The sequence below is a fragment of the Vibrio sp. MACH09 genome, assembly GCF_033238805.1.
In the GTDB taxonomy this organism is placed as follows: domain Bacteria; phylum Pseudomonadota; class Gammaproteobacteria; order Enterobacterales; family Vibrionaceae; genus Vibrio.
The window spans coordinates 2978038-3000487 of sequence record NZ_BSFZ01000001.1 but is presented as its reverse complement, the minus strand read 5'-3'; the positions used below and the strand labels follow the sequence as shown (position 1 = coordinate 3000487).

General features: G+C 43.0%; 27 protein-coding genes. 19 read left to right on the top strand and 8 right to left on the bottom strand.

What is annotated here, in order from left to right:
• The 11 genes from rplR (at position 1) to rplQ (ending at position 6012) form a co-directional block, all read left to right on the top strand.
• Entirely contained in the window at positions 1-354 is a 354-nt protein-coding gene (gene rplR, locus CHJ_RS13430; protein WP_171754176.1) for a 50S ribosomal protein L18, read from the top strand.
• 15 nt (positions 355-369) lie between these two features.
• Entirely contained in the window at positions 370-873 is a 504-nt protein-coding gene (gene rpsE / locus CHJ_RS13425; protein ID WP_171754177.1) for a 30S ribosomal protein S5, read from the top strand.
• A 7-nt stretch (positions 874-880) separates the two neighbouring features.
• Positions 881-1057, top strand: a complete 177-nt coding sequence (gene rpmD / locus CHJ_RS13420) for a 50S ribosomal protein L30 (RefSeq protein WP_171754178.1) — start codon at positions 881-883, stop codon at positions 1055-1057.
• 5 nt (positions 1058-1062) lie between these two features.
• On the top strand, positions 1063-1497 hold the full coding sequence (gene rplO / locus CHJ_RS13415) for a 50S ribosomal protein L15 (RefSeq protein ID WP_137358609.1): 435 nt from the start codon (positions 1063-1065) through the stop codon (positions 1495-1497).
• Positions 1498-1517: 20 nt separating this feature from the next.
• On the top strand, positions 1518-2852 hold the full coding sequence (secY, locus tag CHJ_RS13410; protein WP_171754179.1) for a preprotein translocase subunit SecY: 1335 nt from the start codon (positions 1518-1520) through the stop codon (positions 2850-2852).
• 48 nt (positions 2853-2900) lie between these two features.
• Positions 2901-3014 carry a 50S ribosomal protein L36 gene (gene rpmJ, locus CHJ_RS13405; RefSeq protein WP_000868186.1) on the top strand — a complete coding sequence of 38 codons (114 nt, stop codon included), beginning with the start codon at positions 2901-2903 and terminating at the stop codon, positions 3012-3014.
• 147 nt (positions 3015-3161) lie between these two features.
• A complete protein-coding gene (gene rpsM / locus CHJ_RS13400) occupies positions 3162-3518 on the top strand; it encodes a 30S ribosomal protein S13 (RefSeq protein ID WP_171754180.1) in 357 nt (118 codons plus the stop codon).
• 21 nt (positions 3519-3539) lie between these two features.
• The gene (rpsK, locus tag CHJ_RS13395; protein ID WP_171754181.1) at positions 3540-3929 is read left to right on the top strand and encodes a 30S ribosomal protein S11; all 390 of its coding nucleotides are present in this window, start codon (positions 3540-3542) and stop codon (positions 3927-3929) included.
• A 32-nt stretch (positions 3930-3961) separates the two neighbouring features.
• Complete coding sequence (rpsD, locus tag CHJ_RS13390; protein WP_171754182.1) at positions 3962-4582, top strand: 30S ribosomal protein S4; 621 nt, start codon at positions 3962-3964, stop codon at positions 4580-4582.
• 24 nt (positions 4583-4606) lie between these two features.
• Positions 4607-5599, top strand: a complete 993-nt coding sequence (locus CHJ_RS13385) for a DNA-directed RNA polymerase subunit alpha (RefSeq protein ID WP_171754183.1) — start codon at positions 4607-4609, stop codon at positions 5597-5599.
• 26 nt (positions 5600-5625) lie between these two features.
• Positions 5626-6012, top strand: coding sequence for a 50S ribosomal protein L17 (rplQ, locus tag CHJ_RS13380; protein ID WP_171754184.1), 387 nt, complete (start codon positions 5626-5628; stop codon positions 6010-6012).
• A gap of 71 nt (positions 6013-6083) precedes the next feature.
• Here the strand turns inward: rplQ and CHJ_RS13375 are convergent, their stop codons facing one another.
• From CHJ_RS13375 to CHJ_RS13365, 3 genes are all read right to left on the bottom strand, one after another.
• On the bottom strand, positions 6084-7352 hold the full coding sequence (locus CHJ_RS13375; protein ID WP_171754185.1) for an O-acetylhomoserine aminocarboxypropyltransferase/cysteine synthase family protein: 1269 nt from the start codon (positions 7350-7352) through the stop codon (positions 6084-6086).
• A 187-nt stretch (positions 7353-7539) separates the two neighbouring features.
• Complete coding sequence (locus CHJ_RS13370) at positions 7540-8034, bottom strand: DUF2780 domain-containing protein (RefSeq protein ID WP_171754186.1); 495 nt, start codon at positions 8032-8034, stop codon at positions 7540-7542.
• Between the two features lie 121 nt (positions 8035-8155).
• A complete protein-coding gene (locus CHJ_RS13365) occupies positions 8156-8776 on the bottom strand; it encodes an FKBP-type peptidyl-prolyl cis-trans isomerase (RefSeq protein WP_171754187.1) in 621 nt (206 codons plus the stop codon).
• Positions 8777-9122: 346 nt separating this feature from the next.
• On the opposite strand from CHJ_RS13365, the gene CHJ_RS13360 reads away from it, so the two are divergent.
• The gene (locus CHJ_RS13360; RefSeq protein ID WP_317917912.1) at positions 9123-9677 is read left to right on the top strand and encodes a LysM-like peptidoglycan-binding domain-containing protein; all 555 of its coding nucleotides are present in this window, start codon (positions 9123-9125) and stop codon (positions 9675-9677) included.
• 35 nt (positions 9678-9712) lie between these two features.
• On the opposite strand, the gene CHJ_RS13355 is transcribed toward CHJ_RS13360, so the two are convergent.
• Both CHJ_RS13355 and CHJ_RS13350 read right to left on the bottom strand, forming a co-directional pair.
• Positions 9713-10591: a DMT family transporter gene (locus CHJ_RS13355; RefSeq protein ID WP_317917911.1), complete on the bottom strand. Its 879-nt coding sequence runs from the start codon at positions 10589-10591 to the stop codon at positions 9713-9715.
• Between the two features lie 2 nt (positions 10592-10593).
• Positions 10594-11046 carry a GNAT family N-acetyltransferase gene (locus CHJ_RS13350; protein WP_171754190.1) on the bottom strand — a complete coding sequence of 151 codons (453 nt, stop codon included), beginning with the start codon at positions 11044-11046 and terminating at the stop codon, positions 10594-10596.
• 192 nt (positions 11047-11238) lie between these two features.
• On the opposite strand from CHJ_RS13350, the gene CHJ_RS13345 reads away from it, so the two are divergent.
• Together CHJ_RS13345 and CHJ_RS13340 are read left to right on the top strand one after the other, a co-directional pair.
• Positions 11239-11412 (top strand): hypothetical protein, encoded by a 174-nt coding sequence (locus tag CHJ_RS13345; protein WP_171754191.1) that lies wholly within the window; start codon positions 11239-11241, stop codon positions 11410-11412.
• A complete protein-coding gene (locus tag CHJ_RS13340) occupies positions 11402-12148 on the top strand; it encodes a MipA/OmpV family protein (RefSeq protein ID WP_411861565.1) in 747 nt (248 codons plus the stop codon). Before CHJ_RS13345 ends, CHJ_RS13340 begins: the two co-directional genes overlap by 11 nt.
• Before the next feature lie 26 nt (positions 12149-12174).
• On the opposite strand, the gene CHJ_RS13335 is transcribed toward CHJ_RS13340, so the two are convergent.
• Together CHJ_RS13335 and cpdB are read right to left on the bottom strand one after the other, a co-directional pair.
• On the bottom strand, positions 12175-12744 hold the full coding sequence (locus tag CHJ_RS13335; protein ID WP_171754193.1) for a Crp/Fnr family transcriptional regulator: 570 nt from the start codon (positions 12742-12744) through the stop codon (positions 12175-12177).
• 119 nt (positions 12745-12863) lie between these two features.
• Entirely contained in the window at positions 12864-14825 is a 1962-nt protein-coding gene (cpdB, locus tag CHJ_RS13330; protein WP_171754194.1) for a 2',3'-cyclic-nucleotide 2'-phosphodiesterase, read from the bottom strand.
• A gap of 311 nt (positions 14826-15136) precedes the next feature.
• On the opposite strand from cpdB, the gene cobA reads away from it, so the two are divergent.
• The 5 genes from cobA (at position 15137) to cysC (ending at position 20980) form a co-directional block, all read left to right on the top strand.
• Positions 15137-15988, top strand: coding sequence for a uroporphyrinogen-III C-methyltransferase (gene cobA / locus CHJ_RS13325; protein ID WP_317917910.1), 852 nt, complete (start codon positions 15137-15139; stop codon positions 15986-15988).
• Between the two features lie 99 nt (positions 15989-16087).
• Entirely contained in the window at positions 16088-16996 is a 909-nt protein-coding gene (gene cysD, locus CHJ_RS13320; protein ID WP_171754196.1) for a sulfate adenylyltransferase subunit CysD, read from the top strand.
• Positions 16997-17020: 24 nt separating this feature from the next.
• Entirely contained in the window at positions 17021-18436 is a 1416-nt protein-coding gene (gene cysN / locus CHJ_RS13315; RefSeq protein ID WP_317917909.1) for a sulfate adenylyltransferase subunit CysN, read from the top strand.
• 129 nt (positions 18437-18565) lie between these two features.
• The gene (locus CHJ_RS13310) at positions 18566-20290 is read left to right on the top strand and encodes an SLC13 family permease (protein WP_317917908.1); all 1725 of its coding nucleotides are present in this window, start codon (positions 18566-18568) and stop codon (positions 20288-20290) included.
• An 84-nt stretch (positions 20291-20374) separates the two neighbouring features.
• Complete coding sequence (cysC, locus tag CHJ_RS13305) at positions 20375-20980, top strand: adenylyl-sulfate kinase (RefSeq protein WP_317917907.1); 606 nt, start codon at positions 20375-20377, stop codon at positions 20978-20980.
• Positions 20981-21115: 135 nt separating this feature from the next.
• On the opposite strand, the gene CHJ_RS13300 is transcribed toward cysC, so the two are convergent.
• The gene (locus CHJ_RS13300) at positions 21116-22018 is read right to left on the bottom strand and encodes a TIGR03899 family protein (RefSeq protein ID WP_171754200.1); all 903 of its coding nucleotides are present in this window, start codon (positions 22016-22018) and stop codon (positions 21116-21118) included.
• Positions 22019-22450 lie beyond the last annotated feature (432 nt).

The following is a 22450-nucleotide window of genomic DNA, read 5'->3' as shown; positions in this document are numbered from 1 at the left end:
ATGGATAAGAAAGCATCTCGCATCCGTCGTGCTACACGTGCACGTCGTAAGATTGCAGAACTTCGCGTTAATCGCCTAGTTGTACACCGTACTCCGCGTCATGTGTATGCACAGGTTATTGCGCCGAATGGCTCTGAGGTTATCGCAGCAGCTTCTACTGTAGAAAAAGCGATCCGTGAGCAAGTGAAGAATACTGGTAACGTTGACGCTGCTAAAGCTGTAGGTAAAGCTATTGCTGAGCGCGCTATCGAAAAAGGCATCTCTGGTGTTGCATTCGATCGTTCTGGTTTCCAATACCACGGCCGAGTAGCGGCGCTAGCAGATTCTGCTCGCGAAGCTGGTCTTAAATTCTAAGGTAGGGTTTGGAAGATGGCTAAAGAACAACAAGCTCAAGCTACAGATTTTAACGAAAAGTTAATCGCTGTTAACCGTGTTTCTAAAACGGTTAAAGGCGGTCGAATCTTTAGCTTTACTGCACTAACAGTAGTTGGTGACGGTAATGGTCGCGTTGGTTTCGGTTACGGCAAAGCTCGTGAAGTACCAGCAGCGATTCAAAAAGCAATGGAAAAAGCGCGTCGTAACATGGTTACTATCGCACTTAATGACGGAACACTACACCACGCGGTGAAAGGTCGTCACACTGGCTCTAAAGTTTACATGCAGCCTGCTGCTGAAGGTACAGGTATCATTGCCGGTGGTGCAATGCGTGCAGTACTTGAAGTTGTTGGTGTACACAACGTACTTGCGAAAGCATACGGTTCTACGAACCCGATCAACGTTGTGCGCGCTACTATTGATGGTTTGAGCGGCATGAAGTCACCAGAAATGGTTGCTGCTAAACGTGGTCTAACTGTTGAATCTATTTCGGAGTAAGAACACAATGGCAACTATCAAAGTAACTCAAACTAAAAGCTCAATCGGTCGTTTACCTAAGCACAAGTTGTGCTTGAAAGGTTTGGGCCTTCGTCGCATCAACCATACAGTTGAACTTGAAGACACTCCGTGCGTACGCGGAATGATCAACAAAGTTTACTATATGGTTAAAGTTGAGGAGTAATCAGAATGCGTTTGAATACTCTATCACCGGCTGCGGGTTCTAAGCCTTCTAAGAAGCGCGTAGGTCGTGGTATCGGTTCTGGCCTTGGTAAAACAGGTGGCCGTGGCCACAAAGGTCAAAAGTCACGTTCTGGCGGCAGTGTTCGTCCAGGATTTGAAGGCGGTCAAATGCCTTTGAAACAACGTTTACCAAAATTCGGCTTTACTTCTCGTAAGAGTCTAGTATCTGCTGAAGTTCGTCTAGCTGAGCTAGCGAAAGTAACTGGTGACGTTGTTGATCTAAACAGCCTTAAAGCTGCTAACGTAATCACTAAGAACATCGAATTTGTAAAAGTTGTTCTTTCTGGTGAACTTAGCAAAGCTGTGACTGTTAAAGGTCTTCGCGTGACTAAAGGCGCTAAAGCTGCAATCGAAGCTGCAGGCGGTAAAATCGAGGAATAATCTCGAGAAACGAGGTACAGATGGCTAAGAAACCAGGACAAGATTTTCGTAGTACTCAGAGCGGCTTGGCTGAGCTAAAGTCGCGTTTACTATTCGTAGTAATAGCGTTATTAGTATTCAGAGCAGGTTCTTTTGTACCGCTACCTGGTATTGACGCAGCTGTACTTGCCAATATGTTCGAACAGCAAAAAGGCACTATCATAGAGATGTTTAACATGTTCTCTGGTGGTGCTCTAGAGCGTGCATCTATATTAGCACTGGGTATCATGCCGTATATTTCGGCGTCAATTGTTATCCAGTTGCTAACTGTAGTTCATCCAGCGTTAGCTGAACTCAAGAAAGAGGGTGAAGCAGGGCGTCGTAAGATTAGCCAATATACACGCTACGGCACGCTTGTGTTAGCTACATTCCAAGCGATTGGTATTTCAACAGGTTTACCAAACATGGTCGACAATCTGGTCGTTATCGACCAAACCATGTTTACCCTGCTTGCTACCGTTAGTTTAGTAACCGGCACCATGTTTTTGATGTGGTTAGGTGAACAAATTACAGAGCGCGGAATTGGCAACGGTATCTCGATAATTATATTCTCGGGTATCGTGGCTGGACTGCCATCGGCAGTTGGACAGACAATTGAGCAAGCGCGTCAAGGTGAATTGCACGTACTTCTTCTGTTGTTAATTGGGGTTTTATCTTTTGCTGTAATTTATTTCGTTGTTTTCATGGAGCGTGGTCAACGTCGTATCGTCGTTAACTATGCGAAGCGTCAACAAGGTCGTAAAGTATTTGCAGCACAAAGTACGCACTTGCCACTTAAGATAAACATGGCTGGTGTAATACCTGCAATTTTTGCATCAAGTATTATTTTGTTCCCAGGAACAATCGCACAATGGTTTGGTCAGAACGGTGAGAGCAGCACATTCGGTTGGTTAACTGATGTGTCTTTGGCTCTTAGCCCAGGTCAGCCTCTGTACGTTATGCTTTATGCAGCAGCGATTATATTCTTCTGTTTCTTCTACACGGCGTTAGTATTTAACCCGCGTGAAACAGCAGATAACTTGAAGAAGTCTGGTGCGTTCGTACCCGGCATCCGCCCAGGTGAGCAGACAGCGAAATACATTGATAAAGTGATGACGAGATTGACCTTAGCGGGCGCTCTATATATTACCTTTATCTGTCTGATCCCAGAGTTCATGATGATCGCCTGGAACGTAAGGTTCTATTTTGGCGGCACATCACTACTAATCGTAGTGGTTGTTATCATGGATTTCATGGCACAGGTACAGACTCATCTGATGTCACAACAGTATGATTCTGTGTTGAAAAAAGCGAATCTGAAAGGTTATGGTCGCTAATTTAGCGCCTAACCATTTAATACAGATTCCCATTTACGGAGTTTAGCAATGAAAGTTCGTGCTTCCGTTAAAAAAATCTGCCGTAACTGTAAAGTAATTAAGCGCAACGGTGTCGTTCGCGTAATTTGCAGTGAACCAAAGCATAAACAACGCCAAGGTTAATTAAGCAGAAATTTTTACTTGAAATGTGAGAGTTGGTCGAGTATATTGCTCGGCCTACCTTTTGCGTGCAAAAGAAGTAGTAAACCGCAGCGTATCCTGTACGGGCTTTGCTGCGGATAATTTCTTATAAAGTACTAGGAGTGAATAGTGGCCCGTATAGCTGGCATTAACATTCCTGATCAAAAACATTCCGTAATCGCATTAACTGCTATTTACGGTATTGGTAAAACACGCGCTCAAGCTATTCTAGCTGACGTGGGTATTGCTGAAAGTGTTAAGATCAGTGAACTAACTGAAGAGCAGATTGATCAACTGCGTGATGGTGTCGCCAAGTACACTGTAGAAGGTGATCTACGTCGTGAAGTTTCGATGAACATCAAACGTCTTATGGACCTTGGTTGTTATCGTGGACTTCGTCATCGTCGCAGTCTACCACTACGTGGACAGCGTACTAAAACCAACGCTCGCACCCGTAAGGGTCCGCGCAAGCCGATCAAAAAATAATCGGATAAGGTAGAGAGTACAATGGCAAAACAACCAACACGCGCTCGTAAGCGCGTACGCAAGCAAGTAGCTGATGGCGTAGCGCACATCCACGCTTCTTTCAATAATACAATCGTTACGATTACAGACCGTCAAGGTAACGCACTAGCTTGGGCTACTGCAGGCGGTTCAGGTTTCCGTGGTTCTCGTAAGTCTACTCCGTTCGCAGCACAGGTTGCAGCAGAGCGCGCAGGCGAAGCGGCTAAAGAGTACGGTTTAAAGAACTTGGAAGTTATGGTTAAGGGCCCAGGTCCTGGTCGTGAGTCAACTATCCGCGCGTTAAACGCTGCTGGATACCGCATTACAAATATTGTAGATGCAACTCCGATCCCTCATAACGGTTGTCGTCCACCTAAAAAACGTCGCGTATAACGTTACGTTTCTAGGAATATTGGAGAAGAATCATGGCAAGATATTTGGGTCCTAAGCTGAAGCTTAGTCGCCGCGAAGGTACTGACTTATTCCTTAAGTCTGGTGTCCGCGCGATTGATACCAAGTGTAAAATTGATAACGCACCAGGTGTGCACGGCGCTCGCAAAGGCCGTCTATCTGAATATGGCGTTCAGCTTCGTGAGAAGCAAAAAGTTCGTCGTATGTATGGCGTTCTAGAAAAGCAATTCCGTAACTACTATAAAGATGCTGCACGCCTTAAAGGCAATACAGGTGAAAACCTGCTTCAGCTTCTTGAAGGTCGTCTTGATAACGTAGTTTACCGCATCGGTTTTGGCGCAACTCGCGCAGAAGCCCGTCAATTGGTTAGCCACAAAGCTATTCTAGTAAACGGTAAAGTTGTAAACGTTCCTTCATTTAAAGTTTCGGCTAACGATGTTGTTTCTATTCGTGAGAAAGCTAAAACGCAATCTCGCATTAAAGCGGCTCTAGAAGTTGCAGAACAACGCGAAAAACCAACTTGGATTGAAGTAGATGCTGGCAAAATGGAAGGTACATTCAAGCGTATGCCTGAACGTTCTGACTTATCAGCTGACATCAACGAACACTTGATCGTCGAACTTTACTCTAAGTAAGGTTTAAACTAAAGAGAGGACACAATGCAGGGTTCTGTAACAGAATTTCTTAAGCCACGTCTTGTTGACATCGAACAGATTAACACGACACACGCAAAAGTAACTCTTGAGCCATTAGAGCGTGGCTTTGGCCATACTCTAGGTAATGCGCTTCGTCGTATCCTACTTTCGTCTATGCCAGGTTGCGCGGTGACAGAAGTTGAGATTGAAGGCGTTTTGCACGAGTACAGCACAAAAGAAGGCGTTCAAGAAGACATTCTTGAAATCCTTTTAAACCTTAAAGGTTTGGCTGTACGTGTAGCTGAAGGCAAAGATGAAGTGTTTATTACACTGAATAAATCAGGCTCAGGCCCTGTTGTTGCAGGTGACATCACCCATGATGGTGATGTAGAGATCGCTAACCCTGAACACGTTATCTGTCATCTAACTGATGATAGTGCTGAGATCGCTATGCGCATCAAAGTAGAACGTGGTCGCGGTTATGTTCCGTCTTCTGCTCGTATTCATACCGAAGAAGATGAGCGTCCAATCGGTCGTTTGCTTGTCGATGCAACTTACAGCCCAGTAGACAAAATTGCCTACTCAGTTGAAGCTGCACGTGTTGAGCAACGTACTGACTTAGACAAGCTTGTTATCGATATGGAAACGAATGGCACTCTGGAACCTGAGGAAGCAATCCGTCGTGCAGCTACTATTTTAGCTGAACAACTGGATGCGTTCGTAGATCTTCGTGATGTACGTGTACCTGAGGAGAAGGAAGAGAAACCAGAATTCGATCCGATCCTACTGCGTCCTGTAGACGATCTTGAACTAACAGTTCGCTCTGCTAACTGTTTGAAAGCAGAAGCGATTCACTACATTGGTGATCTTGTACAGCGTACTGAGGTTGAGCTACTTAAAACGCCAAACCTTGGTAAGAAATCTCTTACAGAGATTAAAGATGTTCTTGCTTCACGTGGTCTTTCTCTGGGCATGCGCCTAGAAAATTGGCCGCCAGCGTCCATCGCTGAAGATTAATCAATACTAGTTAGAAGGATTAGGTCATGCGCCATCGTAAGAGTGGTCGTCAACTCAACCGCAACAGCAGTCATCGTAAAGCGATGTTCAGCAACATGGCTAGCTCTCTTGTTCGTCACGAAGTTATTAAAACTACCGTGCCTAAAGCAAAAGAACTACGTCGCGTAATTGAGCCTTTGATTACACTAGCTAAGACAGACAGTGTTGCTAACCGTCGTCTAGCATTTGCTCGCACTCGTGATAACGAAGTTGTAGCAAAACTATTTAATGAACTAGGTCCACGTTTTGCGAGCCGTCAAGGCGGTTATACTCGCATTCTTAAATGTGGTTTCCGTACAGGTGATAAAGCTCCAATGGCTTACATTGAGCTTGTAGATCGCCCAGAAGCATCTGAAGAAGCTGCTGCTGAATAAGTAACGTTCTACTAAAACAAAAGCCGAGCATTGAATTATGCTCGGCTTTTTTGTGTTTGAAATAAAAGTGACTAGCTACTCAGAGCTTGCTCCAAATCTGCAATGATATCGTCGATATGTTCGATACCTACCGACAAGCGAATCATTTCTGGAGATACACCCGCCTGCTTCTGTTCTTTTTCGTCTAGTTGACGGTGAGTCGTCGATGCAGGGTGGCAAGCCAGTGATTTTGCATCACCAATATTTACTAAACGTTTAAATATCTGTAGCGCATCATAAAAACGCACACCCGCGTCATAACCATCTTTTAACCCGAATGACAAAATGGCCGAAGGTTTTCCTTTCATATATTTTTGTGCCAACGGATAAAACTCAGACTCTTCTAAGCCAGCATAGCTAACCCAACTCACTTTCTCATGTTGTTGTAAGTAGTTTGCTACCTTCAGTGCGTTGTCGCAATGGCGTTCCATGCGCAAATTAAGGGTTTCTAATCCTTGCATAAGCATAAAGGCATTCATTGGCGATAACGCAGAGCCTGTATTACGCAGAGGTACTGTTCTAGCGCGACCAATAAATGCGGCAGGGCCAAATGCTTCCGCATAAACAACACCGTGATAAGAGGGCTCTGGTGAATTAAATACCGGGAAACGTTCTTTATGGTCTGCCCATGGGAACTTACCCGAGTCGATAATTATGCCACCTAGCGTGGTTCCATGCCCACCAACGTACTTAGTTAATGAGTGAACAACGATATCTGCTCCAAACTCGATTGGCTTGCAGACCGCGGGAGTCGCAACGGTATTGTCAACGACGACAGGAACGCCTTGGGCATGAGCCAGCGTCGAAATAGCTTCTAGATCGACGATATTACCAGCAGGGTTACCAATGGATTCGCAATATACCGCTTTGGTTTTATCATCGATCAGTTCAGCTAAGCTTTCCGGTGAATCGTCTTTGGCAAACTTCACTTCAATACCAAGGCTAGGGAACATGTGAGCGAATAGGGTGTAGGTGCCACCATAGAGTTGAGGCGTAGATACAATGTTATCCCCAGCTTGCGCCAGTGTGAGTATGGCGTAGTGAATTGCTGAACTGCCAGCACTCACTGCCAATCCGGCAATACCGCCCTCTAACGCTGCCATGCGCTTCTCTAACACATCATTGGTCGGGTTCATGATACGGGTGTAAATATTACCTGGAACTTCTAGGTTAAATAGATCGGCCCCGTGTTGGGCGTTATCAAACTCATAGGCGACGGTTTGATAGATTGGTGTAGCAACTGATTTGGTTGTTGGGTCCGTCTCATAACCAAAATGTATTGCAAGGGTTTCGTCTCTCATTATATTTCTCTCATCCATGAACAAAACAACAGCATGTCATATTTTGTGCAAATTAGACAAGGTCTTATATATAAGCACTTGTCATTTTCTATAACTATTTGCACAAAGCAGATAGGATAAGCGCTGCTCGAAGTAAGCTATCGAGGCTTTATCGACAGCGGCACCTTTATACAATGAGAGAACTGAGTTAACTCCAGAGGCTAGAAAGTGAACCAATAAGGCCACTTGATGCATTCTGCGAAGTTAGGTACTGGAGAATAATAGGAGCGAACTGTGCCACCATAGATGGATCCAAACCTAAAGTGGAGAAGACATCGGTCACCGCGCTATTGCTTGTTGCCATCTGCATCAATCCTGGTACGGCGCTTTGTAATGAACCCATAGAAGGAATTAACTCTCCTAGCTCGCTATTTTCACTGGATGAAAGCGAGTTAGACGCAAGAGCAAGTAACGCACCTGCACCACCGGTCGCTTGTTCAGGAGAAACGTTCAGTTTACTCGTAAGTGCGTCAACGATAGGTGAGCTAACTTGAGATGACACCTGCCCATCTAAAGCACCAGTTAAAGAAGAGATTGAAGCGCTTGTTTTTGCGCTGTCATCGGATTTTAGGCTTAAAAAAGCGTGGCTCGAAAGTGACGTGGTTAGCGCAATAATCGCCAACAGCCCTGTTGTTTTTTTCATATACCTTTCCTTTGATGGAGATTGTTATTGGCTTTACAAGAATAGTCGTAAATTCAGTTTGCTGCATGCAAAAAAAAGCGGTGATAATCACCGCTTTATTTATCAGACAAAGCTAATAATATTAAAGAATTGCTAATAGCTCAACTTCAAATACTAGCGCTGCATATGGAGGAATTGCTGCACCTGCGCCGCGCTCACCATAAGCAAGATCTTGAGGGATATAAAGTTTCCATTTTGAACCAACAGGCATAAGTTGAAGAGCTTCAACCCAACCTTGAATAACGCCAGTTACAGGGAACTCAGCAGGTTGACCGCGAGAAACAGAGCTGTCGAAAACGGTACCGTCAGTAAGTTCACCGTGGTAATGAACGCGAACTTGTTTGTCAGATGTTGGGATTTCGCCAGTACCTTCTGTGATAACTTCATACTGAAGACCAGACTCTGTAACTGTGATTTCTGAACGAAGAGCGTTATCTTTCAAAAATGCTTCGCCATCAGCAGCGGCAACTTTTGCTAACTCTGCACGAGCAGATTCTGCGCGTGAATGAATTTCTTGTAGAGCGTTGTTGATTTCATCAACTTCGATCTCAGGCATAGCACCTGTTAGTGCAGTAGCGATACCTTTAGCAATCGCGTCTACGTTTAAACCTTCAAGGCCACTACCCGCTAGTTGTTGACCCATTTGTAAACCGATACCGTAGCTTGCTTTGTGCTCTACAGTTTCTAATTTAATATCAGACATTTTATAACTCTTCATTATTTCGTTAAATAAAGGCCAAAGCATAGCAGCATTAGCAACGCGAAGAAACATTATTAAAGTTAACTTGTGTCAAGGTGTGTTGATCTTTCAAGCGAAATTTTGTTCAATCTGAAAGTCACCTTCGCAAGGCATGGAGCGTGCGGTATAGCTAATTGATGTAGACGGCAACTCATCAAGGTGCTGCGTATAATAACGTACAAATAAACGGCTGAATCATGGTAGTGAAAGGTCGAATGTCATAAGGATGAAAGCAATTGCTAATCGCTATGTACCTAGCGCAATAAATTTTATACTCTAAGTAATAGTCGCACTCAAGGAACCGCCATTTATGGATCGTCGCAAAAGAAATAAGAAACAAGCTAGCGTGCTCGATGATATACGTTCATCACTAAGCTCTATAAGTGTCCAAAAATATCTACAAATGTGGCGAGATCTACCCAAATTTCATCAAAAAGCGCTGATGGTTATCACACCACTATTGATAGTGTTAATTATGATTCCTTTTCCCCAAAACGATGAAGAGTCTATTGCCGCGACCGAGAGTGAGCGCAAAGAGATATCCGTCGATACTACCGACTTAAGCTCTGTTGATAATGAAGAGAAAAAATTTGTAGCAAAATCTGAAGACTGGCAAGAGTATCAGGTCAAATCAGGTGACACATTAGCGAAAGTATTTCGTACCAATCAGCTATCAATGACGGACTTCAATGAGTTGGTGAAAGTAGAAGGTTTAGATAAGCCGCTAAGTAAGATCAAACAAGGTCAACTTATTCGCTATAAGTTAACCGCCAATGGCGACTTGGACATTCTTCAGTTAGAGAAGAAAAATGATGCCGTCATGTTTTTCCGTTTGTCTGGTGGCGGGTTTGGAAGAAGTAAGTAGTTCTGACTGCTAAAGTGTAACGACCCATGCGCTGCTCATTGCCTGTTTTCTATCATAGCGCGAGCTTTTATCCTTAAACGAGTTATTGGTAGCAACGGCAAGATAATCATACTGATCCCAAATACCGTTAATAGGTCAGGCACTTCATTAAACCACCATACTCCGAATAGAGTGACAAATATCAATCCTGTGTACTCAGACAACGCAATTTGATTTGCGGGGGCTTTCTTATAAGCAAAAACCGATAAGCCGTTATAAGCCAATACGGATACGGAACTGAGTATTATCCAACCTGACTGAGACCAATCGAGATCTTGCCAATTGAACAGCGCTAAGCCGCCAGAGATGGGGAGTGAGAACAGGCTGGTCCAAAACAGAGTATGTAGAACATTGTGTTCGCTTGGTAGCTTGCGAACCAATACAGAAAAAAGCGCGATGGTGATAGCTGTGCCAACGGCAAAGGACGCTGCCCAGTGAAATTGCGACGGCCTCAATACAATCAACACCCCTAAAAAACCGATCAAAGAAGCAATGATGCGCTTTTTTGTCGCTCGCTCTTTTAGAATGAACCAAGACAAAGGTAACATTATCAATGGCGCAGCATAGAAGATCGCATTGGCAGTCGCTAATGGTAAGTGAGTAATTGCGACAACCATGCAGGCTGCCCCAATAATAATCAGGTTTGCCCGTACTGCAGTAATGCGCCAGTTGAGTCCTTTAGTGCTAAAGCTACCATGTTGACGAAAATAAAAAGGTGCCACTAACAATGTCGCGATAGATTGTCGAATAAAAATATATTGAAAAGCAAAAACGTCACCCTCCAATAATTTTACTGCCACATCACTTAATGACGCCATTAGGTTGCCGACAATCAAACTTATAATCGCCAGAGTAACAGGGGACCATGCTGCCATGGTTACTTTTCTAGTCTCATATCTATATGTGGAATATCATCTTCCAAATACATATCGGAAATGGCGACAAAACCGTGTTGTCGATAGAAGTCGCAAAGGTACTGTTGGGCTCCTATATCGATGGTTGCGTTAGGCCAAAGGCGTTGGCACTGTTTTAAGCACTCAACAACCAACTCATGTCCTAAGCCATTTCCGCGATGAGACTCTTTAGTTGCCACACGGCCAATACTGACATTGTCGTAATTGATTCCTGGAGCCATTAGTCTGGCACATGCAACCAGTTCATCATCTAAATAGCCGACAAGGTGCATCACTCCGTCTTTAATATCTTTGTTATCTAAATCTGAGTATGGACACTGCTGTTCCACCACAAAAACATCGACTCTCAGCTTCAGCAGTTGATACAGCTGGATGGTTGATAATTGATTAAGCGAAGCGACTTGCCAGTTGATCATAAAATAATTCCGATATAAAAAATAATTCTTGTCCGACTGTACCAATAAACTCTGCCTGATTCGTTAACTATTGTTAAATAATGAAAAATAAAAAACAGATCAAATAAGCGTATTGTTGTTGGATCCAAAACAGAACTTTGATTGACCGCTAATAAACAAGCTTTAAACGGCTTTCAGAGTATTAATTCATCAATGTTGAAAGAAATATTGTCTTTATCGGCTCTTATCTATCAGGTTATTGAGCTAGAAACCGATCTCACCATCTATGTTATAGCTCAACGCATCATTAAATATATGGAAGACGATAAATGCCTTCTTTCAGATGAGAAGAGCGATAATGAGGAGAGCAATAATGATGACAAATAAGGTATTGAAAAGAGTTGTGCTTGCAGGCATAGCATCAACCTCTTCAATGGCGTGGGCTGACGCTGACTATAGCAATTATGGATTTATTGGAGCCAGCAGCGTATATGGCCAGTCCGTTTTTTCTGAAAAAGACAGCCCTCAATTTAGCTTAGAGCCGAATGTTTTTTACAATGGTGATTATGGGTTTATTGATGGAAGTTTAGTTAATGTCGCTATTCTTCCTTGGTTGGGAATCAGTGGTCAATGGCGTTTTGCTGAAGTGTCTGATGACGTGAACGATATCCCAGCAGGCATTGACGATAGAGATGGTAATGCGGAGCTTGGTTTCACTATCGGAACAGTAGGGGCAAGGCTGACATATCTACACGATGTATCAAACGTGACTGATGGTTATGAAGTTCAGTTGCACCTGGGACGGTCATTCGACACCGCGATTAACGATTTCACGTTAACTCCTTATATTGAAGCAGACTATCGTGATAAAAAGTTGTCCTCTCATTTGTATACCGTGACAAGCAAAGAAGCGGCGGCTTCGACTGTTAACGCATATCAATCCGGTAGTTCATGGCGCTATCAAACGGGATTAATTGGTATCTATACTATATCCCCAGAGTGGATCGCTTTAGTGAAAGCAGAGTTTGAACATCACGACAGCTCTAGCCCTCTTGTTCAGCGAGATAACGGTTGGGGGGTAACTGTTGGTGTGGCTTACAACTTTTCTCACTGGTTAAAATAGTCCCGAGCAGTGGGTAATTGGTAATTTTACTCTTTTAAACGAGATTTAATCCGACTTAGACTGACATGACTAATCCCCAAATACGCGGCGATTTGGTAGTCAGTTAGTCGGTTTTCCAGTTGAGGATAATTGTCACAAAAGAGTTGATAACGTTGCTGTGGTGAGTAGAGCAACATAAAGCGCTCCTTGGCCTCTTTATATAGCAGTTGGGTCTCTAATAGTTTTATATAAAGAGGATTACCTTGCTTGCGCCAGTGTGCGAGAGTATCCACTGGGAAGCACAGTAGGGTAGCTGGTGTGAGTGTTTCTAATAAAAATGGTGAAGCTTGGTGGTTAATCAGGCTTTCAAAGCCAAGTATCCAGTCACTTTCCCAATAAAATTCTTTGCTGTACTGCTTGCCATCCTCAGTTAAATAACAGGCATGGCAAAGACCATCTAATACAAAATAGACAGACTCTGTAAGTTCACCTTGATTCACTAAAATATGTCGGGTAGGTAGTTCAAGTGGAGAGCTGATATCTACCAGCTCGGCAATCTGTTGCTCGGTAAAGCCACCCTCTTTTAGCTGCTGCACAAATGTACTGTTATTGACCATTGTCACTCCCCGAATATTTTGCGTTTACACCGATACATGGCTCACCTAGCAGATAGGCTATGGATATAAAAAACACCACTAAAAAGTGGTGTTTTTTTGTATTTTAACTGACTTTACAACTATTTTTGTAGGTCAATTTTGTAAACAGCGAAACCAACTTCGTCCGTTGCAACTCTCTGCATTGGATATTGGCCCTTGTCTTTAATGAACTGGGCGGCTTTGTCACTTGGTGATGTTTCAAAGCGGATATCCAGAGCTTTGTTGCTGCTAATTGGCGCGAACGACCAGTTATTATCGGCACTAGGTTCTACTTGGCCTTTCTCTTTACTTACTTCACTGATGTAAGCCGCTAATACGCTGCGGTTTTCATCTGGTGCATCAAATGCAATAAAGTCAGAGCCTGTTCCTGCAAACTTATTACCATAGGCACGGTAGTTGTTTGTCGCGATAATGAAGTCTTGCTTCATATCCACTGGCTTACCTTGGAAAGTTAGGTTAACCACACGTTGAGAATCAGGGTTAATCACTTTACAACTGCCGTCATACTTAGCAGGTTGAGTCACATCGATCTGATAGTTAACACCGTCAATAACATCAAAGTTATAAGTACGGAAGTTATCCCAATCGATCAGTGTTTGTGGAGCTTCACTGTTGGTATCGATTTGCTGGAACTGTCCTGCAGAACACTCTAGCCACTCTTTAACTTCTTTACCTGTTACTTTTAGTGCAACAAGTGTGTTTGGATACAGGTATAGATCGGCTGCGTTACGGAAAGTTAACTGACCAGACTCTACTTCGGTGTAGCCTGAAGGATCGTTTTTACGGCCTCCAGCTTTAAATGGTGCTGCCGCTGATAATACTGGAATACCATCTAGATCTGGGTCACCTTGGATAAACTGTTCAACATAGTCTTTTTGAGCAGCATTGACGATTTGAATGGTTGGATCATCTTGCACTAGCGCTAAGTAGCTGTACATTACGTCATTCGCTTTACCAATTGGTTGGTTCACGAAATCACGCGTCTCTTTATGCGCGGTAGCAAGTGCTTTTTCTACGTCGCTATCAACGTCAGCAAGTGACTTCTTAGCTTTTCTGTCGTAGATAGGGCGAGCTTCTGCTTTGCCACTTGTAACCTTCCATTCACCTTTCTTCTCATCAAAGTCTAGCACGAGGTCCATTACACCTACGTGGCTACCCCAACGTCCTGGCATTACTGAAGTTACACCATTAATGGTTCCGTTTTTATTGTCTACCCCTTGGATTCCGTCAAAGCCTTTTCCAGGGAAAACAGAGTGTGAGTGGCCAAATGCTACCGCATCAATACCTTCAACTTCTGTTAAGTAAATAACTGAGTTTTCTGCCCCTTTTTTGTATGGGTCAGTAGAGATGCCTGAGTGAGGAATCGCAACAATGACATCTGCGCCTTCAGCTTTCATCTTAGGAACAAACTTCTCAGCTGTTTGCTTAATATCTTTAGCGATGACTTTGCCTTCTAGGTTTTTCTTATCCCAAGTTAAGATCTGAGGAGGCGTAAAACCGATATAACCGACACGGATTGTGTGCGGGAAGCCGTTGGTATCTTTAAATACGTACTGCTTAATGATGTATGGTGTGAAGAAGTTCTCGCCACTCTCTTTATCATAAACATTGGCATTGATATACGGGAAGTCAGCATCATTGATGGACTCACGTAGGAACTCTAAGCCGTAGTTAAATTCATGGTTCCCCAAGTTTCCTACTTGATAGTCTAAGGTATTCATCGCTTTAAATATCGGATGAACTTCGCCGGATTTTATCCCTTTAGATGCCATGTAGTCACCCATTGGGCTACCTTGAATAAGGTCACCATTATCCACCAAAATTGAGTTTTCAGCTTCGGCTTCGGCTTTTTTCACTAATGTTGCAGCGCGAGATAAACCGATTTTTTTAGAAGGTTTATCTTTGTAGTAGTCATATGACATTACGTTAGCGTGCAGGTCAGTCGTTTCGACAATTCGCAGTTTAATGGTGTCTGCCATTACGGAGCCAGACATGGTTAGCATGCCAGTTAATACTGCAATTGAAAGTGGTTTGATTGTCATTGTATTACTCCAAATCCATTTTTATGGGGGGGGGTATTGTTTCGTTTAATGTATCAATTTTATGTGAAAAACATGTTTATCTAATATAAAAACTGTGACATCAAATGGATGAATGTCGATTTTTGAAACATAGATCGACTGTTTATTGTTTAACTTTTGTCTTTTTTTGTCGTTCTACTGTCGACTATCAATCCCGTGAATACTTGCTTAGTAGCTTTTAGAATAAAAAATAAACTTTTAGAATTTCCAGTAATATAAATCCCTGTACATAATGCATTCAGTACCCGCAAATGAATGGATGAACATTAAGCATGGATAGATCATCGGATTTTTCAAAAAAACAGCCTCGATTAGTCAATTTTAATCCATCTCCCATTCTAAATCGGAGTTTATTTCAATTTGGTGAAGTCGCTCTAATCGGTGCCGGTCCCGGTGACCCTGAATTGCTGACAGTTAAAGCGCTTAAATTTTTGCAGCAAGCGGATGTGGTTTTATATGACTACCTAGTCTCTGATGAGATTATCTCTCTGTTATCAAGTGATACTCAGTCTATTTGCGTAGGAAAAAGAGCCGGTTACCACAGTGTTTCTCAACAAGAAACCAATCGCCTGCTGGTTGAATTTGCTCAAAAAGGCTACCGAGTTGCCAGAATTAAAGGCGGAGATCCGTTTGTATTTGGTCGTGGAGGCGAAGAGCTAGAGGCTTTAGTTGATGCCAATGTTACCTTTCAGGTTATTCCGGGCATTACCGCAGCGGCGGGGGCAACCGCTTATGCTGGTATTCCACTCACTCACCGAGATTATGCTCAGTCGGCCATTTTTATTACTGGCCATTTAAAGGCTGATAGCGATCAGCAAGATTGGTCCACTCTGGCAAGAAAAAACCAGACCTTAGTGATCTACATGGGGTTGATGAAATCCGAACATATTCAACAACAGCTCATCACTCATGGTCGAAGTGCTGACACGCCTGTTGCCATCATTGAACGAGGCACACACGCCACTCAACGGGTGATAGAAGGTGAGTTAGCTGAGTTAAGTGAACTTGCTGCTACGGCGGAATCACCGTCACTTATTGTAATAGGCGAAGTAGTTCGGTTATCGAAGAAGCTAAGTTGGTTTACCCGTAATGAGCAAATAGAGCAGTTAGTGAGTAACGCATAGCGATAGGTTGCTGCTCCAGAAATCACCGACTAACAACAGATTAGCAAATAGTTGATCGCAGAGTAATAACAGGTTCAAAGAGCCAAAAGGAAATAACCAATGGATAAAGATAAATTTACTCATTTACAACAGCTGGAAGCTGAGAGTATCCACATCATTCGTGAAGTGGCTGCTGAATTTGATAACCCTGTGATGATGTATTCCATCGGTAAAGACTCGGCGGTGATGTTGCATTTAGCTCGAAAAGCGTTTTATCCGGGCAAAATTCCCTTTCCTCTTCTCCACGTCGATACCGATTGGAAATTTAAGGAGATGATTGAGTTTCGTGATCGAACCGCGAAAAAGTATGGATTTGAACTGCTTGTTCATAAAAACCAACAAGGTTTGGATATGGGGATTAACCCGTTTGTGCATGGCTCTTCGAAGCATACCGACATTATGAAGACACAAGGGTTAAAACAAGCGCTTAATAAATATGGTTTTGATGCCGCATTTGGCGGAGCACGTCGTGATGAAGAGAAGTCACGAGCCAAAGAGCGTGTCTACTCATTTCGGGACAAAAACCACACTTGGGATCCTAAAAATCAACGGCCAGAGTTATGGCATACCTATAACGGACAAGTAAATAAAGGCGAGAGTATTCGAGTGTTTCCTCTCTCCAATTGGACCGAGTTAGATATTTGGCAATATATCTACCTCGAAAGTATTGAGATTGTTCCACTCTATTTAGCAGAAAAGCGCCCTGTGGTTGAGAGAGATGGCATGCTCATCATGGTGGATGACGACCGAATGCCGATTGAAGAAGGTGAAGTGGTTGAGCATAAAAGTGTCCGCTTTAGGACATTAGGCTGTTACCCGTTAACCGGTGCGATTGAATCTAACGCCAATACATTGCCGGAAATCATTGAAGAGATGCTAGTGGCGACATCAAGCGAGCGTCAGGGTAGAGCGATAGACCATGATCAGTCAGGCTCCATGGAACTTAAAAAGCGTCAAGGGTACTTTTAGTTCAAGGAAAGCTAAGGAAAGAATATGAATAGTGCAGTAGAAGCTCAATTAGAAGAGTTGGGTATTGAAGGATATTTAAGCCAACATCAACATAAATCGTTACTTAGATTTTTAACTTGTGGCTCTGTCGACGATGGTAAAAGTACTTTGATTGGTCGTTTGCTTCATGACTCTAAACAGATTTATGAAGATCAGTTAGCAGCGGTTCATTCTGACAGTCAACGGGTGGGCACCACAGGAGAGAAACCTGATTTGGCTTTGCTGGTGGATGGCTTGCAAGCAGAGAGAGAACAAGGGATTACCATTGATGTAGCGTATCGCTATTTCTCGACTCAAAAGCGTAAGTTTATTATTGCCGATACTCCGGGGCATGAGCAATACACTCGTAATATGGCAACAGGAGCATCAACTTGTGATGTGGCTGTCATTTTAGTGGATGCCCGTAAAGGAGTGCTGGATCAAACTCGCCGTCATTCGTTTATCGCAAGTCTACTGGGCATTCGTCATTTTATTGTGGCAATTAATAAAATGGATTTAGTTGACTACTCTCAACAACGCTTTGAAGAGATTCGCGATGAGTATTTGGCATTCTCTGAAAAGTTGAAAGGCGATATTGATATTCAGTTGATTCCTTTGTCAGCTTTAGAAGGCGATAACGTAGTAGAGAACAGCAGCAATATGTCATGGTACCAAGGAGAGCCTATTCTCAGCTTGCTGGAAGATATTGAACTAAACGTGGGTAATGAGAATCAGGATGTTCGATTCCCTGTTCAGTATGTTAACCGACCGAATCTCGATTTTAGAGGTTTTTGTGGAACACTGGCCACAGGCTCTATCTCTGTTGGTGATGAAATAAAAGCCTTGCCGTCAGGCAAAACCTCAAAAGTCGCTAAGATAGTGACCTTTGATAAGGAGCTTGATACGGCGTTTGCGGGACAGGCAATAACGTTAACGCTGGAAGATGAAATTGATATTAGTCGCGGTGACCTGCTCGTTTCTGACGGCGCTGCAATTGAGTCGAGTAACCATGTATTAGCCGATGTTGTCTGGATGACTGAGCAACCGCTACAGCTGAACCAACAGTATGATATTAAAATTGCGGGTAAGAAAACATTGGGTCAAGTAGAGGTGATTCGCCATCAGTATGACATTAATAACCTTTCAAGGTTTGATACAGATAGCTTGCCACTAAATGGTATTGGCCTGTGTGAGTGGTCACTTACAGAGTCTATTGCTATCGATAAGTATAGTGAATCCATTGATACCGGTGGCTTTATTATTATTGACCGATTAACCAATGTAACCGTAGGTGCCGGCCTTGTTAGAGAGCGGTTAGATCATCAGAACAACACCCATTCTGTGGGGGATATAACGGCGTTTGAACAGGAACTAAAAGCATTGATTGTGAAGTATTTTCCTTCTTGGGATGCAAAAATTTAGCGACTGATCGTCCACTGGTGATTGAGTGGTGTCGAGTGAACTAGACGGAAGGTCTATGATGCCACTTAATTGCTGTACTTATTCTTTAATGGGTTGGAAGTTTAACAAGCAGAGCAGGGAGGAGACACTATGTGGGAACAAGGACTTGTTTTAACACTATTACTTGGTGTTATTGCCTGCTTGCTACTGACCAATATTAAGCCAAGTTTTATTTTTGCTTCGGCGGCATTTAGTGCTTTCATTAGCGGTGCCATTGAGCTGCAGAGTATCGCAAATAATTTCACCAACTCTTCGTTGCTGACATTAGTGTTGTTGATTTTAAGCTCTGCGGCCTTGGAAAAAACACGCCTAATTGGTTGGGTAAGTTACCAAATCTCAGAAGGAAAACTGGCAACCGTAGTGGCAAAGCTCGGTCTGTCTACTGCGGTGCTCTCTTCATTTACCAACAATACAGCGGTTGTAGTGTCTCTTATTGGGGCAATAAAGCGCAATCAGCAGCATTCGCCTTCTCGACTGCTTATCCCACTCTCTTATGCCGCAATTTTAGGCGGGACTTTAACACTCATTGGCACTTCTACTAATTTGATTATTAATAGTTTTGTGGTGGATGTCGGGTTGCCTAGTTTAGGGTTCTTTGCTCCCAGCGCCATTGGATTGGCGGTGCTCGTTGGTGGCTTGTTTGTACTTATCCCGCTAAGTTATCTGTTGCCTAAAACAGAAGATCAGTCGTTGGAAGAGCTCTCTTATTTTCTTGAAGCGAAAGTAGAGCCGGGCTCTCCGTTAGTGGACAGAAGTATTAGTGCCAACGGTTTGCGTTCACTACGTAAGCTATTTCTTGCAGAAGTTGTACGCAATGGTGAGCGAATTGTCTCTGTTCCTCCTGATTTTATATTACAGGCGAAAGATCGATTGCTGTTTTGTGGTGACATTGAAAGTGTTGCGACTTTGCAAGAGATAAATGGCTTAACTCTATTTGGTCAACACCATCTAAACGGCCAAAGCTTTCGTGAAGTGGTGATCAGCTCTTCGGCTTCTATCTGTAATAAGACATTAATAAGCTCTCGATTTCGAGATAAGTTTGACGCAGTTGTGGTGGCGATTCGTCGGGGGCACGAACGACTGGAAGGTGGCCTTGGTGATATTCAACTCGCGGCTGGTGACACTCTGATATTGGTGCCTGGAAAACGATTTGAGCAGCAACTTAATCAACATAACCGCGAGTTCTTGTTGATGAATGACTTGGACTCCAGTGCCAAGCTAGATGTGACTCGCTCTAACCTTGTGTTGCTTGGTTTTATGACGGTTATTTTGCTGTCACTGTTTGATGTTGTTCCTATTGTAAAAGGGTTGTCATGCTACCTACTATTTATGATCTTGGGGGGCATTATTTCCATTACGGAGCTAAGACGGCGATTTCCTCTCGATATCGTGGTGATTGTTGGTTCGGCATTAACCGTGGCACAACTGATGATCTCGTCTGGTGTATCGGAAAGTATGGGGCAGTTTTTTATTGAAACTCTAAATGGATGGGGAGTGTTTGGCGCTCTGGTGGCCACCTATTTCCTTACCTTAATTTTGACCGAGCTGATCACCAATAACGCTGCCGCCGCGCTCTCTTTTCCCTTGGGTTATAGCATGGCAGTTGGTTATGGTGTTGACCCTATGCCATTTATTATGGCGGTGTTGTTTGGCGCCAGTGCCAGTTTTATTTCCCCTTACGGTTACCAGACTAACTTGCTGGTTTACAGCGTTGGTAACTATCGTTTGCTCGATTATCTGCGAATTGGCATCCCAATTTCGTTGGTTTATTCGACACTGGTGCTAGTCTTAATTCCCTATTTTTTTCCATTTTAGTTTTTATTTTTGTGATAAATCATGATCAATTTCGAGCTGATTTAATTACAAGTTACCTTTATTAAAGATTGTAGGAGTACTCAGATGGCTGTTGATGAAAATATTGTCTGGCATCACCATATGGTAGACAAAAATAGCCGAGCGGAGTTGAAACAACAGAAGCCGGCGGTATTGTGGTTTACCGGTCTGTCAGGCTCGGGTAAGTCAACGCTTGCCGGAGCGTTAGAGCAAGCGTTGGCAAGTAAGGGGTACCACACTTACTTGCTCGATGGAGACAATGTTCGACACGGCTTATGCCAAGATCTTGGTTTTAGTGACGCGGATAGAAAAGAGAATATTCGTCGGGTAGGAGAGTTGTGTAAACTAATGGCAGATGCAGGGCTGATTGTATTGTCTGCATTTATCTCTCCGCAAAAAAAAGAGAGGGAGCTGGTTCGTTCTTTGCTGCCTGAAGGAGAGTTTATTGAAGTGTATATTAATGCCTCCCTTGAAGTGTGCGAACAACGAGATCCTAAAGGCCTATATAAGAAAGCAAGGGCTGGTGAGATAAGCAACTTCACTGGTATCGACTCGGCTTATCAGGTACCAGAGAAGCCACAGATAGAACTGATCAATAACGATACCAGTATCGATATTTTGCTTGAACAGTGTTTAACCTATTTGCGTGATAGCGGAATTATTACCAAATAGGGTGACGTTCTAGTTGGCGGGAACAAAGCATAGAGCTAACAAAGTATAGAGCTAAAAGTTCTCTAGTTAGAGGAGCAAAGGTGACTGAAGCATTGAGTATCACTTTCAATGCGTCGGCTTTTTTCTCGTTTCTATTTACACGACTTGATCAATGGAGCCTTTTACTGAAGTTTGAACCGTAAACTTTTGGCTAAGTAGGCTAACCAGTTGATCGTGGTAACCTATGTTGGGTTTATTACCTAGCAGTTTACATAGTTCATTTCCTACCGGGCTAAAGCGATAATAAAGCAAGCGAGAGCCTTTACTCATTGGCTGTAGAGAGAAAATATCGCCTTGATAGTCAATCACCAATGCAGGATCAAATTCAATTTCACCTGATTCCAGTTCCGTATTTAGTACTAGCCCTAATTCAAATAGTACTAATAGGCTGGAGTAAGGAAGTTTGTGGCTGCCTAAGTTAACAGAGCTCTCTTTATCTCGTCGATTTAAACTAAAAATACCCGCCTGAGTTTTATACCCATAAAGTAATTTTTTGCTGTTATCGCTACCAAAACTGCAAGAGAGGGAGGCGGCTTTTTGTAGGTATTGCGCCTCTTTTGGTGTCATATCTTTTAAAACTTGCAGCGCTTTCATGGAGGTAGCGCCAGGGTTGGTGACTTCTAGTTTTAATACCTGTGCCCAAAGGCGTTGCATCGAACTGTTGTGGATATCCTGAGCCATATCAAAAAATCGATAAAGCCAATCTTGGTCGGGATCTCCTGCGGTTTCATCTTTACAAAAACCGTAGGCAAATTTAATGATTTTCTCTAAGTTTTTTTGACGCTGTTCTCTTCTCTGTTTATCTCGGCTTAATGATCGCTCCAATAAGGAGCTTTTAGGTGTGGTGGAATGCAACATGGCATCGAGGCCATAAGTTGTGGCTATATTAGTTACTCGGCTACCACTGTCTTTAATATAGTGAGACTTGTTTCCTGAGTAACTTTTTTGTGAATAAGCGCTGTTTTGATCAATCGTTACCGCTTCTCTTTTTCCTGCCATTCCATTGCCTATTGATTAAGTTGAGTCATAGAGAATGCTGTTGCTGAACTCATTGATGGTGCAAACAATTCTTCATTTTGGCAACAGTGGTTATAGCATAGATCCATCGTTACATGAGTTCAATGCTTATGGTTTTGCTTTTGTTTTTTTAAACAGAAAGTCTCATTTGTTCATTTTTCATCACATCGTGTTACTTGGGTATACATTTAACTTGATAACCTTTTAGAAAAAATAACTTATATAAATAGTTATAAATTTGTTATTAATCAAAGTCTATTGCACTAATTCGGTTAAAATCTGCGCTTTGTATTCGTGTTGTTACGATAATCTGGTATGATTGATAAGGAAATGTTAAAAATGTTAAGGGAATTGAGGGGTGTCATGGCACAGCCAGAGGACAATCGTTTTAAGAAGCAGTTATCCGTTACTCTA

Bases quoted from the DNA above. Each gene is read 5' to 3' on its own strand.
- cysN (WP_317917909.1), top strand. From the start codon at position 17,021: ATGAATAGTGCAGTAGAAGCTCAATTAGAAGAGTTGGGTATTGAAGGA.
- rpmD (WP_171754178.1), top strand. From the start codon at position 881: ATGGCAACTATCAAAGTAACTCAAACTAAAAGCTCAATCGGTCGTTTA.
- cpdB (WP_171754194.1), bottom strand. From the start codon at position 14,825: ATGACAATCAAACCACTTTCAATTGCAGTATTAACTGGCATGCTAACC.
- CHJ_RS13300 (WP_171754200.1), bottom strand. From the start codon at position 22,018: ATGGCAGGAAAAAGAGAAGCGGTAACGATTGATCAAAACAGCGCTTAT.
- CHJ_RS13360 (WP_317917912.1), top strand. From the start codon at position 9,123: ATGGATCGTCGCAAAAGAAATAAGAAACAAGCTAGCGTGCTCGATGAT.
- cysC (WP_317917907.1), top strand. From the start codon at position 20,375: ATGGCTGTTGATGAAAATATTGTCTGGCATCACCATATGGTAGACAAA.
- CHJ_RS13345 (WP_171754191.1), top strand. From the start codon at position 11,239: ATGTTGAAAGAAATATTGTCTTTATCGGCTCTTATCTATCAGGTTATT.
- rpmJ (WP_000868186.1), top strand. From the start codon at position 2,901: ATGAAAGTTCGTGCTTCCGTTAAAAAAATCTGCCGTAACTGTAAAGTA.
- CHJ_RS13350 (WP_171754190.1), bottom strand. From the start codon at position 11,046: ATGATCAACTGGCAAGTCGCTTCGCTTAATCAATTATCAACCATCCAG.
- rplO (WP_137358609.1), top strand. From the start codon at position 1,063: ATGCGTTTGAATACTCTATCACCGGCTGCGGGTTCTAAGCCTTCTAAG.
- cobA (WP_317917910.1), top strand. From the start codon at position 15,137: ATGGATAGATCATCGGATTTTTCAAAAAAACAGCCTCGATTAGTCAAT.
- CHJ_RS13385 (WP_171754183.1), top strand. From the start codon at position 4,607: ATGCAGGGTTCTGTAACAGAATTTCTTAAGCCACGTCTTGTTGACATC.
- CHJ_RS13310 (WP_317917908.1), top strand. From the start codon at position 18,566: ATGTGGGAACAAGGACTTGTTTTAACACTATTACTTGGTGTTATTGCC.
- rplR (WP_171754176.1), top strand. From the start codon at position 1: ATGGATAAGAAAGCATCTCGCATCCGTCGTGCTACACGTGCACGTCGT.
- CHJ_RS13340 (WP_411861565.1), top strand. From the start codon at position 11,402: ATGACAAATAAGGTATTGAAAAGAGTTGTGCTTGCAGGCATAGCATCA.
- cysD (WP_171754196.1), top strand. From the start codon at position 16,088: ATGGATAAAGATAAATTTACTCATTTACAACAGCTGGAAGCTGAGAGT.
- CHJ_RS13335 (WP_171754193.1), bottom strand. From the start codon at position 12,744: ATGGTCAATAACAGTACATTTGTGCAGCAGCTAAAAGAGGGTGGCTTT.
- rpsE (WP_171754177.1), top strand. From the start codon at position 370: ATGGCTAAAGAACAACAAGCTCAAGCTACAGATTTTAACGAAAAGTTA.
- rplQ (WP_171754184.1), top strand. From the start codon at position 5,626: ATGCGCCATCGTAAGAGTGGTCGTCAACTCAACCGCAACAGCAGTCAT.
- secY (WP_171754179.1), top strand. From the start codon at position 1,518: ATGGCTAAGAAACCAGGACAAGATTTTCGTAGTACTCAGAGCGGCTTG.
- CHJ_RS13370 (WP_171754186.1), bottom strand. From the start codon at position 8,034: ATGAAAAAAACAACAGGGCTGTTGGCGATTATTGCGCTAACCACGTCA.
- rpsD (WP_171754182.1), top strand. From the start codon at position 3,962: ATGGCAAGATATTTGGGTCCTAAGCTGAAGCTTAGTCGCCGCGAAGGT.
- rpsK (WP_171754181.1), top strand. From the start codon at position 3,540: ATGGCAAAACAACCAACACGCGCTCGTAAGCGCGTACGCAAGCAAGTA.
- CHJ_RS13355 (WP_317917911.1), bottom strand. From the start codon at position 10,591: ATGGCAGCATGGTCCCCTGTTACTCTGGCGATTATAAGTTTGATTGTC.
- CHJ_RS13375 (WP_171754185.1), bottom strand. From the start codon at position 7,352: ATGAGAGACGAAACCCTTGCAATACATTTTGGTTATGAGACGGACCCA.
- CHJ_RS13365 (WP_171754187.1), bottom strand. From the start codon at position 8,776: ATGTCTGATATTAAATTAGAAACTGTAGAGCACAAAGCAAGCTACGGT.